General features: G+C 71.8%; 15 protein-coding genes. 8 read left to right on the top strand and 7 right to left on the bottom strand.

Annotation, left to right across the window (positions count from 1 at the left end):
- Positions 1–52: 52 nt before the first annotated feature.
- The 4 genes from AB0C01_RS18915 to AB0C01_RS18930 form a co-directional block, all read right to left on the bottom strand.
- Positions 53–424, bottom strand: coding sequence for a hypothetical protein (locus AB0C01_RS18915; protein WP_357243880.1), 372 nt, complete (start codon positions 422–424; stop codon positions 53–55).
- Positions 425–624: 200 nt separating this feature from the next.
- The gene (locus tag AB0C01_RS18920; protein WP_238678688.1) at positions 625–876 is read right to left on the bottom strand and encodes a hypothetical protein; all 252 of its coding nucleotides are present in this window, start codon (positions 874–876) and stop codon (positions 625–627) included.
- An 82-nt stretch (positions 877–958) separates the two neighbouring features.
- On the bottom strand, positions 959–1417 hold the full coding sequence (mscL, locus tag AB0C01_RS18925) for a large conductance mechanosensitive channel protein MscL (RefSeq protein ID WP_357243883.1): 459 nt from the start codon (positions 1415–1417) through the stop codon (positions 959–961).
- A 39-nt stretch (positions 1418–1456) separates the two neighbouring features.
- Positions 1457–2137 (bottom strand): FCD domain-containing protein, encoded by a 681-nt coding sequence (locus tag AB0C01_RS18930; protein ID WP_357571713.1) that lies wholly within the window; start codon positions 2135–2137, stop codon positions 1457–1459.
- An 86-nt stretch (positions 2138–2223) separates the two neighbouring features.
- Here AB0C01_RS18930 and AB0C01_RS18935 point away from each other — a divergent pair, with 86 nt between their 5' ends.
- Positions 2224–3504: an MFS transporter gene (locus tag AB0C01_RS18935; RefSeq protein ID WP_357571714.1), complete on the top strand. Its 1281-nt coding sequence runs from the start codon at positions 2224–2226 to the stop codon at positions 3502–3504.
- A gap of 13 nt (positions 3505–3517) precedes the next feature.
- Here the strand turns inward: AB0C01_RS18935 and AB0C01_RS18940 are convergent, their stop codons facing one another.
- Positions 3518–3874 (bottom strand): STAS domain-containing protein, encoded by a 357-nt coding sequence (locus AB0C01_RS18940; RefSeq protein ID WP_007454464.1) that lies wholly within the window; start codon positions 3872–3874, stop codon positions 3518–3520.
- Between the two features lie 163 nt (positions 3875–4037).
- Here AB0C01_RS18940 and AB0C01_RS18945 point away from each other — a divergent pair, with 163 nt between their 5' ends.
- From AB0C01_RS18945 to AB0C01_RS18970, 6 genes are read left to right on the top strand one after another with little or no spacing between them, the layout of a single operon-like run.
- Positions 4038–4901 carry an STAS domain-containing protein gene (locus AB0C01_RS18945; RefSeq protein ID WP_357571715.1) on the top strand — a complete coding sequence of 288 codons (864 nt, stop codon included), beginning with the start codon at positions 4038–4040 and terminating at the stop codon, positions 4899–4901.
- Complete coding sequence (locus tag AB0C01_RS18950) at positions 4901–5311, top strand: STAS domain-containing protein (RefSeq protein ID WP_357243892.1); 411 nt, start codon at positions 4901–4903, stop codon at positions 5309–5311. The genes AB0C01_RS18945 and AB0C01_RS18950 overlap by 1 nt, the downstream gene beginning before the upstream one ends.
- Complete coding sequence (locus AB0C01_RS18955) at positions 5308–5727, top strand: ATP-binding protein (protein WP_357243895.1); 420 nt, start codon at positions 5308–5310, stop codon at positions 5725–5727. The genes AB0C01_RS18950 and AB0C01_RS18955 overlap by 4 nt, the downstream gene beginning before the upstream one ends.
- Positions 5724–6737 (top strand): SpoIIE family protein phosphatase, encoded by a 1014-nt coding sequence (locus AB0C01_RS18960; protein ID WP_357571716.1) that lies wholly within the window; start codon positions 5724–5726, stop codon positions 6735–6737. The genes AB0C01_RS18955 and AB0C01_RS18960 overlap by 4 nt, the downstream gene beginning before the upstream one ends.
- A complete protein-coding gene (locus tag AB0C01_RS18965) occupies positions 6734–8092 on the top strand; it encodes a sensor histidine kinase (protein WP_357243901.1) in 1359 nt (452 codons plus the stop codon). Before AB0C01_RS18960 ends, AB0C01_RS18965 begins: the two co-directional genes overlap by 4 nt.
- A gap of 4 nt (positions 8093–8096) precedes the next feature.
- The gene (locus AB0C01_RS18970; RefSeq protein WP_357243904.1) at positions 8097–9635 is read left to right on the top strand and encodes a SpoIIE family protein phosphatase; all 1539 of its coding nucleotides are present in this window, start codon (positions 8097–8099) and stop codon (positions 9633–9635) included.
- A 71-nt stretch (positions 9636–9706) separates the two neighbouring features.
- Here the strand turns inward: AB0C01_RS18970 and AB0C01_RS18975 are convergent, their stop codons facing one another.
- Entirely contained in the window at positions 9707–10504 is a 798-nt protein-coding gene (locus AB0C01_RS18975) for an AraC family transcriptional regulator (RefSeq protein ID WP_357571717.1), read from the bottom strand.
- Positions 10505–10535: 31 nt separating this feature from the next.
- Here AB0C01_RS18975 and AB0C01_RS18980 point away from each other — a divergent pair, with 31 nt between their 5' ends.
- Positions 10536–11132 carry a TIGR03086 family metal-binding protein gene (locus tag AB0C01_RS18980; protein ID WP_357243910.1) on the top strand — a complete coding sequence of 199 codons (597 nt, stop codon included), beginning with the start codon at positions 10536–10538 and terminating at the stop codon, positions 11130–11132.
- Positions 11133–11268: 136 nt separating this feature from the next.
- Here AB0C01_RS18980 and AB0C01_RS18985 read toward each other — a convergent pair whose 3' ends face one another.
- The gene (locus tag AB0C01_RS18985) at positions 11269–11454 is read right to left on the bottom strand and encodes a hypothetical protein (RefSeq protein ID WP_357243913.1); all 186 of its coding nucleotides are present in this window, start codon (positions 11452–11454) and stop codon (positions 11269–11271) included.
- Positions 11455–11556 lie beyond the last annotated feature (102 nt).

Here is an 11556-nt window from a genome sequence, read left to right on the forward strand (position 1 = left end):
AGGCTCCGGACGCACCGATTTCCGTGAACCCGAGTCGATCAGAGCGGTGGGGTCACTCCTCGGGCGGCAGGTCGGCCACGCCCACGGCGAGGAGGACCCGGCCGTCGGCCACCGACCCGATCCGGTCGGCCGGTACGTAGACCGCGCCCGTGCGGGTCAGCTCGGTCGAGACCTTCAGGTAACCGCTGTGCAGCAGCCGCGCCGCCAGATCGGCGGGAACATCCGGCTCCTCGACCGCGGTCGCCTCGATCAGCTCGTCCAGGCTGCTGCCCGGGTCGGCATTCGGTGTCTGGACGGTCACCGCGTTCGGGTCACCCCGCTGGACGAGGTCCACGGTCCCGACCTCGGTGCCGGCTGAGTCGATCACCGGCATCCCGGTGGTGATCCGCGCGATGGTCGCCTGCTGCTCGTCCTGCTGGTCCATCCCATTGCGGTTCCCGGGGCGGTACGCCGCTAAACGCCGTCACCCGCCCGCTGCCCGCCCCGCGCGCGCCGGTCGGCCCGCCCGCCGCCGACCCGACGCGCAGCCGCAACCTCGGCGTGGGCCGGCACCCTTGTCCCAGAGCAGCGGCTCGCAGACGACAGGTCCGGCGCCGATGGCGAGAGGCGACAGGTCGGAGGTGCTCAGCCGTTCGGGAGGGTCCAGCCGCCGGGCGGGCGGGGGGACAGCTCCCGCCAGGTGTCCGGACCGTCGAGAAGCGCCCGGACGGTGTCCTCTGCCTCGTCCGCACTGCCGTACTCGTAGAACCGGGAGATGCCCTCGGCCCCGCCGGCCCGCTGCTCGACGTGCCACCGGTCGGCGTCCACCCGGAGGAAGACGTCCCGTCGGGCCAGCCGCCCCCATTTCCCGTTCCACCAGTGCTTACGCTGCTCCATGGCGGGACTCTATCGAACACACGTACGAGAAGGTGCGGCCCCTGCGGGAATCCCGCAGGGGCCGATGTGCATCCGTTCGGTGTCAGCGCTGCGTCGGCGGCTCCGGGCGGCGGCCCAGCACGTCGTCCAGCGCCCCGCGCTGCTGGCCGGGGGTGGTGTGGCCGGCGGAGACCAGTGCGTCCCGGATCTCGGTGAGCAGCTTGACCTCCTCGCTCGGCGCCGCCGGCGGCGGCTCCTCGCCCCGCTGCCGACGCTCGGCAAGCTTGTTCATGGGGAACACCACGAAGAAGTAGAGCACCGCAGCGGTCAGCACGAACGTGATCAGGGCGTTGATGAAGGCCGCCCAGTCGAAGACCTGTCCGTTGAGCGTCCACTTGCCGGCGGTGAGGCCGCTGCCCCCACCGATTGCCTTGATCAGTGGTTCGAGGAACGACTTGGTGAGTTGGGTGACGACGCCGGTGAACGCGGCGCCGATGACGATGCCGACCGCCAGGTCGACGACGTTGCCGCGCATGATGAAGTCTTTGAAGCCCTTGAGCATTCGTACTCCCGAGGTGTCCGCTTTTCTGTCGGGCACAACCTATGCCCGTTCGGCGGGTTCCAGAAAAGCGCCGGCTTCGATCGCCGCCCGGCCCGGATCGCCGGCCCGGATCGCCTCGACCAACCGGGTGTGGTCGACGTAGCGCTCGGACGTGAGCGCGCCCCCCATCGCCTGGGCGACCGTGCTGCGCAGGGCGGTGCCGACCGAGGCGTACAGCTCGGCGAGCATGGCGTTGTGCGCGGCGGCGACCACCGCGACGTGCAGGGCCGCGTCGGCCTCGACGAACGCGTCGACCCGGCCGCCGTGCCAGGCGGCCTCGCGTTCGGCGAGCACGCCGTCGAGCGCCGCCAGGTCCTCCGGGGTACGTCGCAGCGCGGCGAGCCGGGCGGCCTCCACCTCGAAGGCGCGCCGCACCTCGATGACCTCGGTCATCCGGTCGTCACTGAGGTGGCGGGCGACCACCGGCGCCAGCTCGTCGGTGGACACCACGTAGGTGCCGGAGCCCTGCCGGCACTCCAGCACCCCGGCGTGCACCAGGGCTCGGACGGCCTCCCGAACGGTGTTGCGCCCCACGCCCAGCGCGGCGACGAGCTGCGGCTCGGTGGGGATGCGCCCGCCGACGGGCCACTCGCCGCCGAGGATCCGGGCGCGGAGCTGCTCGATGGTCTGCCGGACCCGGTGGCCGCGAGGTGGCACGGCGGGCTGGTCGCGGGGCGGCACCTGCGATGCGGAGGGGGAATCGCCAGACGGTGGCACTGGTTACAGCACCGGCCCATAATTCATCCCATGATTGTAGGTTAGCGGTCATGACCCCGCCACCCACCGCAGCTCCGGCGCCTCCCGCTCCCGTCCTCGTCGACCCGCCCTCGACGGGTGACCCCGGCGCGGGCCGACGGACGCACCCGGCGACCGGTGGCGCACTCGTACTGGTCGGGATGCTGCTGGTCGCGCTCAACCTGCGCGCCGTGGTGACCAGCCTCGGCGCCCTGCTCGACGAGGTCCGCGACGGGCTGGGGCTCTCCGGCACCATGGCTGGTCTGGTCACCACCCTGCCGACCATCGCGTTCGCCGGACTCGGCGCGCTCACCCCGTGGCTGGTCCGCCGGGTGGCACCGGCCCGGGTGCTGGTGGTCGCCATGTTCGCCCTCGCCGCCGGTCAGGTGCTCCGGGCCACCACCGACTCGGCCTGGATCTTCGTGCTCACCAGCGCTCTGGCGCTGGCCGGCATCGCGGTCGCCAACATCCTGCTGCCGATGCTGGTCAAGCAACACTTCCCGCACCGGACCGGGCTGGTCACCGGGGCGTACACGATGGCGTTGACCCTCGGCACGACGGTGGCCGCGGCCTCCGCGGTGCCGATCGCGCACGCCTTCGGCTCGTGGCGGGCCGGGCTGGGCGTCTGGGCCGCGATGGCCGCGGTGGCCGTACTTCCGTGGGTGCCACTCGCCCTGCGGACCCGGGCGGGCGCGCGCCGCTCGACCCCGGCGGCGGCCGTCGCCGCGCCGGTGCGGGTCCGGCCGGCGCGGACCCGGCTCGGCTGGGCGATGGCCGTCTACTTCGGGGCACAGTCGCTCAGTGGGTACGCGATCATGGGCTGGCTGGCCCAGTTGTTCCGGGACGCCGGCTACCAGCCGGAGTCGGCCGGACTGCTGCTCGCCGGGGTGACCGCGCTCGGTGTGCCGATCGCGCTGCTGATGCCCACCCTGGCCGGCCGACTCGGCAGCCTGCGGCCGCTGGTGCTCGGGCTGACCACCGCGTCGGCGCTCGCCTACCTCGGGTTGGCGTTCGCCCCGCGCGGTGCCGCGCTGCTCTGGGTCGCCCTCCTGGCGATCGGCCAGGGCGCGTTCCCGATGATCCTGACCGCCATCGGTCTACGCGCCCGCACCGCCGAGGGGACGGTCGCGCTCTCCGCGTTCGCGCAGAGCACCGGGTACGTGATCGCCGCCCTCGGCCCGCTGATGGTCGGCATCCTCTACGAGGTCACCGGCGGCTGGACCGCGCCGCTCGGGTTCCTGCTGGGCGCGCTCGCCGTGCAGACGGCGGCGGGTATGGCGATCGCTCGTCCCCGCTACGTCGAGGACGAGTGACGAACGGCAGAGCTCAGGAGGAGGCCGGCGTCGGTTCGCCGGCGACTGCCTCGTCCACCGTCGGGTAGGTGTGCAGCACCTCGACCAGCCCGCTCACCTCGAGGATGCGCAGCACACCCCGCTGCGGGGCGGCCAGACGCACCACGCCGCCGGCCTCGTCGCAGCTGTTCTTGGCGCGGACGAAGACCGACAGACCCGTCGAGTCGCAGAACGAGACGTCCGCCAGGTCGAACACCAGCCGGTTGCGACCCTTGTCGAGCAGGTCGGTGATCTGGTCCTGCAACTGCGGTGCGGTGGCCATGTCCAGCTCGCCCGCGACCGACACGACGACCACGTCGCCGCGCTGTTCCGTGTGCACCGTCAAGGACATTTGCCAGACCTCCTGTTATCGGGGGAACGGTATCCCACGACCGGGGTCGTACGCAGAACGGGAGCCGGCACCCGATGGCCAACGTCATTCCGTTGCTGAGGGGCAAGTAGTTGATCAGACCCCGGTGATAGAGTCCGCCCGGTCCAGGTCAAGGGGGTTCCAAATGGCGTTGAGCACCGAAGAAAGTGGTCGGCTCGCCGCGCTGCTCAGCGGGCAGGCCGAACGGGTCACGTCTCGGTGGACCGAGATCGTCACCAGTTCGTTGCGGGGACGGCTGAGCCAGGCCGAGTTGCGTCGGCAGGTCCAGGACCTGCATCGCGTCCTCGTCGCCGCTGGCGAGCAGGGCGACCTCGACCTGTCCGCCGACAGTGCCGCCGAGTTGCGCGCCGCGCTCTCCGAGTTGTCCCGTGGCCGGGCCCGGCAGGGCTTCTCCGCCACCGAGACCACGGTCAGCATCTTCGCGCTCAAGGACGTGCTGGCCGAGCTGGTGCAGGAGGCCGGCGGCGCCAACGCGCTGCACGACTACGTCGCCTTCTCGAGGCTTGTCGACGAGATGGGCCTGTTCACCTTCGAGAGCTTCGTCCGCACCCGGGAGAGCCTGATCGCCGATCAGGCCGAGCAACTGCTCGAACTCTCCACGCCGGTGGTCAAGCTGTGGGAGGGCGTGGTGGCCGTCCCGCTGGTCGGCACCCTCGACTCGGCCCGGGCCCAGGTCGTGATGGAGCGGCTGTTGCAGACGCTCGTCGACACCGGCTCCCCGTACGCGATCATCGACATCACCGGCGTCCCGGCGGTGGACACCCAGGTCGCCCAGCACATCCTGAAGACCGTGGTGGCCGCCCGGCTGATGGGCGCCGACTGCATCATCTCCGGCATCCGTCCGCAGATCGCGCAGACCATCGTGGCGCTCGGCATCGAGTTCGGCGACATCGCCACCAAGGCGAGCCTCGCCGACGCGCTGCGTCACGTGCTGCGCCTCAACGGGGTGGAGACCGCCCGCCGTCAGCAGCCACGCCGGGGCGTCTGATGGAGCGGGTGCCGATTCTCAAGATCGGCGACATCCTGCTCGTCTCCATCCAGCTGGACATGTCGGACCAGACGGCGGTCCAGCTTCAGGAGGATCTCGCCGAGCGGATCGTCGACACCGGCTGCCACGGCGTCATCATCGACATCACCGCGCTGGACATCGTCGACTCCTTCGTCGGGCGGATGCTCTCCACCATCGCGTCGATCTCCAAGGTGCTCGACGCGGAAACGGTGGTGGTCGGGATGCGTCCCGCCGTCGCCATCACCCTTGTCGAACTGGGGCTGTCGCTGAACGGCATCCGTACCGCGCTGAACGTCGAGCGCGGCATGGAGTTGATCGCGGCGGCTCACGCCGACGAGCTCGACCACCAGCTCGACGACGATTCGGACGCCGAGACGGCCACGACGTGACCGCGGGCATCGACCTGGGCCAGCCGCAGGCACAGGCGGTCCGCAGCGACGAGGACGTGGTGCGCGTCCGGCAGTTGGTCCGCGCCGTGGCGGTGGCCGTCAAGCTGTCCCTGGTCGACCAGACCAAGGTGGTCACCGCGGCGAGCGAGCTGGCCCGCAACACCCTGGTGTACGGCGGCGGCGGCTCGGTCGAGGTGACAACGGTGGAGAACGGCCGGCGCAGGGGCGTGCGGATCGTCTTCGCCGATTCCGGGCCGGGTATCCCGGACCTGGACATGGCCCTCACCGACGGCTACACCACCGGCGGCGGCATGGGCCTCGGGCTCAGCGGGTCCCGCCGACTCGTCGACGAATTCGAGATCGAGACGTCCCCGGAGACTGGCACGCGGATCACGGTCACCAAGTGGTCCCGGTGAACGCCGATCTGGTCACCGACAGCGGCATCTGGTTCCGGGTGGAGGCCAGCAGCGCGGCGAGCGCCGTGCGGCGCGCCGCCGAACGCCTCGGCGCGCAGGTGGAGATGAGTGCGGTACGCATCGCCGACCTGGCCATCGTCGCCGCCGAGCTGACCAGCAACCTGGTCAAACACGCCGACGACGGCGTCCTGCTGCTCCGACCGGTACGCGAGGCCGGGGAGGCCGGCGTGGAGTTGATCGCCATCGACTCCGGCCCCGGCATGGCCGACCTGACCGTCTCCTCGCAGGACGGGCACTCCACCACCGGCACGCTCGGCATCGGTCTGGGCGCCATCGTCCGGCAGGCCAGCTGGTTCGACGGATACTCGTTGCCGGGCCGGGGCACCGTCCTCGCCGTGCAGGTCTGGCCGGCGGAGCCGGCGCTGCCGTCCTGGACCGGCGCCCTCACCCGACCGCTGACCGGCGAGACGGTCAGCGGCGACGGATACGCCGTCCGGATCGTTGACGGACGGCATCAGGTGCTGGTCAGCGACGGCCTGGGGCACGGCCCGCTGGCCGCCGCCGCCACCGAAGCGGCGCTCGCCGCGTTCCGGAACGCCCCGGCCGGGCCACCGGCAGCGGTGGTGGGTCACCTGCACCGCAGCATGTCGCACACCCGGGGCGCCGCGCTCGCGGTCGCCGAGCTGGAGCCGGCGGCCGGCATGCTGCGCTACGCGGGGCTGGGTAACATCGCCGGCGTGGTCGTCGAGGGTGACGGTCAGCGCCGCGGGCTGGTGTCACTGCCCGGCATCGCCGGCCACCAGCGGCCGACAATCCGGGAGTACGACTACCCGTTCGCTCCGGGCGCCCGACTGGTGATGCACAGCGACGGAGTGGTCGACCGCTGGCGGTTGGCCGACTACCCAGGTCTGGCGGAGCGGTCCCCGCTGGTGATGGCCGCGACCCTCCTGCGCGACGCTGGTGTACGACGTGATGACGCCTGCGTACTGGTCGCGAGGTCCTGGGCATGACCGGCGAGCCGGCGCTGCCCTTGCTGCAGATGGCGCTGCGGGTCGAGCAGGACATCTTCGTGATCCGTCAGCGGGGCCGTGAGGTGGCCGCGGTGGTCGGCCTCGAACGTCAGGACCAGGTGCGGATCGCCACCGCGCTCAGCGAGGTGGCCCGGGATCTGCTGCGCACGACCGGCGGTGCGGACGTCGCCTTCCACGTCGACGAGGGCGCGGACGGCCGGTTCCACCTGCGCGCCGACCTGGCCCCGGTGACCGCGCTCCCGAACGGTGACTACCAGCCCCAGTCCGGCGCGGTGTCCCGCCTGGTCGACACACTGAGCGTGTCGACAGTCGAGGGGGTTACGGTCGTACGGATGTCCCGACGAGTTCCGGCCAACGCGCCGACGCCCACACCGGAGCGGCTCGCCGAGTTCCGCACGGAGCTCGGCCGTACCGCGCCGGCCAGCGCGCTGGACGAGTTGACCGTGCAGAACGGGCAGCTCATCGCCGCGCTCGACGAGGTGCGCAGTCAGCGCGACGAGTTGGCCGTGCTGAACGAGGAGCTGGCCGAGACCAACCGGGGTGTGCTGGCGCTCTACAACCAGCTCACCGAGGAGTTGGAGGAGACCAACCGGGGCGTCGTCGCCCTCTACGCCGAGCTGGACGAGAAGTCGGCGCAACTGCGTGCGGCGAGCGAGTCGAAGAGCCGGTTCCTGGCGAACGTCAGCCACGAGCTGCGCGCCCCGGTCACCGCGATCATCGGATTGGGGCGGCTACTCACCGACTCCGCCTCCGACCCGCTCACCGACGAGCAGGGCCGCCAGGTCGACCTGATCCGCTCGTCGGCGGCGGACCTGCTCAACCTGGTCAACGAGTTGTTGGACCTCGCCAAGGCGGAGTCCGGCCGGATCGAACCGGACTGGGCGGACGTCGACCTGCGTCCGGTCTTCGGTCAACTGCGCGGCACACTGCGCGCCCTGGCCACCCGCCCGGGGGTGGAGTTGGTGGTGGAGGAGCCGGCCGCGCCGGCCATGCTGCGCACCGACGAGGTGCTGCTCGGCCAGGTGCTGCGCAACCTGCTGCACAACGGGTTGAAGTTCACCGAGCGCGGCGAGGTGCGACTGCGGGCCCGCCAGCACGGCGACCGGTGGAACTTCGAGGTCAGCGACACCGGCCCCGGCATCGCCGCCGAGCTGCACGACCGGATCTTCGAGGAGTTCTACCAGGTGCCGGGCGCCACCCGGGTCGGCGGCACCGGCCTCGGCCTGCCGTACGCCCGGCGGTTGGTGACACTGCTCGGCGGGACGCTGGAGCTGGCCAGCGTGCCGGGCCGGGGCAGCACATTCACCGTCTCCCTGCCCATCGGCGGGGAGTGAGAGCATGGACGGCATGCCGGCAACCATCCTGGTCGTCGACGACAGTCGTACCAAGCGTTACCTGCTGGTCAGCTGGCTGACGCGGGCCGGTTTCACCGTGCTCGAAGCCGAGAACGGCGCCGAGGCGTTGGCGCGGGTCGAGGTGGACCGGATCGACCTGGTCGTCCTCGACGTCCGGCTGCCCGACCTGAGCGGCTACGAGGTCTGCGAACAGATCAAGGCGCGGCACCCGGCGATGCCGGTCATCCACGTGTCGGCGCACGCCGTCGACGTGGCCGACCGAGCGCAGGGGCTGACCCGGGGCGCGGACGCGTACCTGACCGAGCCGATCGAGCCGGAAGAGCTGATCGCCACCACACGGGCGGTGCTGCGCTACTACCAGGCCCGGCAGCGCGCCGAACTGCTCGCCGAGCGCCTGCTCGGGCTGGCCGACACGACAGTTGCGGTGCACGCCGCGCCGACCTTCGCACGCCTGCTGGAGGCCGCCGCGGAGGGAGCCGCCCAGATCTTCAAGAGCCCGGCGGCGGTGATCGCCGAGACGTTCGACGGGGACTGCCTCGCGGGGATCTGCGCCGGTCCCGACGCCTCAGCCGAGGTGGTGCCGTGGGTCGTCGACGACACCGGAGTGCCGACCGGTGCCACCGTTCGGGTGGAACCCCCGGCGAACTGGGCGCTTGTCGACTGGCCGGCGGACGACACGGTGACGATCGCCGCCGCCCGACTGCGCGAGGACCGCGCCCCGCTGTACGTGGTGGTCCCGACCGCCACCCAGACCGCTCGGACGCCGGTGCTCAAGCAGTTGGCCCAGGCGGTGGCGGCGGCCGTGGAGGGGCAGCGCTCCTTCGACGAGGAGCACCGGATCGCGGTCACCCTCCAACGCAGCCTGCTCCCGCGCGGGCTGCCCACGGTCGCCGGCCTGGACCTCGCCGTGCGCTACGAGCCGGCCAGCGCGCAGACCGAGGTGGGCGGCGACTTCTACGAACTGGTGATGCTCGACGGGCACCTGCTGCTGGCGATCGGCGACGTGGCCGGCCACTCGCTGCACGCGGCGACCGTCATGGCCGAGCTGCGACACGCGGTGCGGGCGTACGCCGTGGAGGGGCACCAGCCCGGCGAGATCCTGCACCGGGTCAACGAGCTGATGCGGACACTGCTGCCCAACGAGATCGCCACGCTCTGCGTACTGCTGCTGCACCCGCCGACCGGGCGGGTCCGGCTGGCCAGCGCCGGGCATCTTCCGCCGGTGCTCAACATGGGGGGCAAGGTCGAGTTCGTGCAGCACTCCGCGCCGCTGCTCGGCGTCCGCGCGCCTCGCCCGGCCGACCTGGAATTCGTGCTGCCGGCCGGTGCCACGCTGGTGTTCTACACCGACGGGCTGATCGAGCGGCGGGACGCCACGATCGACGAGGGGATGGCCGCGCTGGCCGCGGTCGCCGCCACCGTCGACGACGACCTGGACCGGTTCTGCGCCCGGCTGCTTGTCGAGTTGGCCCCACCGGAGATCCAGGACGACGTCGCCGTGGTCGTCCTGCGCCGCCGCTGAGCCTGCGCGGGCTGGCTGTCCTGCGCGCGGGCCGGCTTCCCGGCGGTGCCGGCTGCCCGGCGGTGCCGGCTTCAGTGCACCGAGCGGGCGTACGCGGCGGGGGACACCCCGGCCACGGCGGTGAAGTCCCGGACCAGGTGAGCCTGATCGCTGTAGCCGAGGTCGGCGGCGAGATCCGCCCAGCTCAGCGGACCGCCGACGGCCTGTTCGACGGCCTCCTGGAGTCGGTAGCGGCGGATCACCCACTTCGGCCCGACCCCTACGTGCTCCATGAAGAGTCGCTGCAACCGGCGAACCGGAAGGTCGTGCCGCGCGGCGAAGTCGCCGACCCGCAGCACGGTCCGGTCGGCGCGGATCGCCTCGGCCAGCCGGACGGCCTCCTCGGCCATCGGGTCCGGCTCCGGGTCCCAGGCGGTGAGCAGGGCGTCCAACGCGCGGCAGCGCTCGTCGTCGGTGGCGGCGCACACCCCGTCGTGGGGTACCGCCAGCCGGCCAGCGGGCAGCGGCACCCGGCGGCCGGTCAGTTCGCTGACCGGCCGACGCCAGAACGGGTGGAACCCACCCGGGCGGAACTGCACCCCGCACACCCGGCCGGTGCCGGTGAGCGTGATCCGGAACAGGTCGCGGCCCACCCCGGCCACCTCGCCGCACTCGGGTGTTTCATCGTCCCGCCGGAACACCACGTTCACCGCCGGATGTGGCACGACACGCTGCTCGAACGGTGCGCTCAACGCCCAGTCGATCAGCCAGTAGTGCTCCACCCAGGGGCGGAGCGACTCTACCGGCAGGCGTCGACGGAACCGCACCTCGCGCAGCATGCGCCCGGGGTCGAGGATCCCCCGGCTGTCGCCACGCGGTCGGTGTCGCATTTATTCAAGACCACCCTCATACGCTGGCCCTATGACCACTCAGACTAGCGACCTGCTGGCGGCTGCCGCGCCGCGAACCGTCGCGGTGGTGCGCGGCATCGCCGACGACCAGTTCGATCTGCCCACCCCGTGCCGCGACTACCTGGTCCGCGATCTCCTCAACCACCTGTTCGAGGTGGTGGTCAACTTTCAGGACCTGGCCACCAAGCGGCAGGTGGAATGGGCCGACAAGCCCGACCACCTGACCGACGGCTGGCGGGACCGGTTCAAGACGGAGACCGACAAGTTGATCGGAGCCTGGTCGGACCCGTCGACCCTGGAGGGTGTGTCGCCGGGCATGGGCCTGCCGCAGACCGTCATCGGCGGTATGGCTCTGCTGGACCTGACCGTGCACGGTTGGGACCTCGCCGTCGCCACCGGTCAGCCGTACCAGCCGGCCCCGGAGGCGGTGGCCGAGCTGCACGGACTGGTCGAGCAGTTGGGCCCGACGGCCCGCAAGATGGGCGTCTTCGCCGACCCACCGCCCACCCCGGTCGCGACCCCAGCCACCGCCCAGGCCCCGCCCCCCGACCTGGCCCGCCTCCTGACCCAAACCGGCCGCACCCCCACCTGGCCCCCCACCCCGTAACCCCACCCCCCGCCGGCCCCATCCACCCCGGTCGATCATGAGGTTATTGCGCGTCCGCGCGGCGTGTCGTGGCGATAACTCCATGATCAACGGGCGGAAGGCGGAAGGGGCCTGAGTTGCCGCGCGGTTGGCGCGGTCAGGCGGTGAGTAGTCCAGAGGAGAGTGCGATCAGCGTGCCGACCACAGCCGAGCAGCAGCAGACCAGGAGGCCGGCGACCACCGCGAGGATCAACCAGACCCGGCGGTCCCGCGCCATCGCGGCGAAGCTCGGCCGGCGGACGTCCTCGGCAGGGCCGCCGTCACCATCCGTGGTCCCGGTCACCCCGGAAGTCTAGGCCGCGACATCCGCCCCGAGCGGAAAGGCCAGGTCGCGCGGCGTTCACAGACACGTGATCCATTCCTGATCGCGCTCGATCGCGGAAGT

Source organism: Micromonospora sp. NPDC048905 (assembly GCF_040649655.1).
Lineage (GTDB): Bacteria > Actinomycetota > Actinomycetes > Mycobacteriales > Micromonosporaceae > Micromonospora.

Bases quoted from the DNA above. Each gene is read 5' to 3' on its own strand.
- AB0C01_RS18915 (WP_357243880.1), bottom strand. From the start codon at position 424: ATGGACCAGCAGGACGAGCAGCAGGCGACCATCGCGCGGATCACCACC.
- AB0C01_RS18920 (WP_238678688.1), bottom strand. From the start codon at position 876: ATGGAGCAGCGTAAGCACTGGTGGAACGGGAAATGGGGGCGGCTGGCC.
- mscL (WP_357243883.1), bottom strand. From the start codon at position 1,417: ATGCTCAAGGGCTTCAAAGACTTCATCATGCGCGGCAACGTCGTCGAC.
- AB0C01_RS18935 (WP_357571714.1), top strand. From the start codon at position 2,224: ATGACCCCGCCACCCACCGCAGCTCCGGCGCCTCCCGCTCCCGTCCTC.
- AB0C01_RS18940 (WP_007454464.1), bottom strand. From the start codon at position 3,874: ATGTCCTTGACGGTGCACACGGAACAGCGCGGCGACGTGGTCGTCGTG.
- AB0C01_RS18945 (WP_357571715.1), top strand. From the start codon at position 4,038: ATGGCGTTGAGCACCGAAGAAAGTGGTCGGCTCGCCGCGCTGCTCAGC.
- AB0C01_RS18950 (WP_357243892.1), top strand. From the start codon at position 4,901: ATGGAGCGGGTGCCGATTCTCAAGATCGGCGACATCCTGCTCGTCTCC.
- AB0C01_RS18965 (WP_357243901.1), top strand. From the start codon at position 6,734: ATGACCGGCGAGCCGGCGCTGCCCTTGCTGCAGATGGCGCTGCGGGTC.
- AB0C01_RS18970 (WP_357243904.1), top strand. From the start codon at position 8,097: ATGGACGGCATGCCGGCAACCATCCTGGTCGTCGACGACAGTCGTACC.
- AB0C01_RS18975 (WP_357571717.1), bottom strand. From the start codon at position 10,504: ATGCGACACCGACCGCGTGGCGACAGCCGGGGGATCCTCGACCCCGGG.
- AB0C01_RS18980 (WP_357243910.1), top strand. From the start codon at position 10,536: ATGACCACTCAGACTAGCGACCTGCTGGCGGCTGCCGCGCCGCGAACC.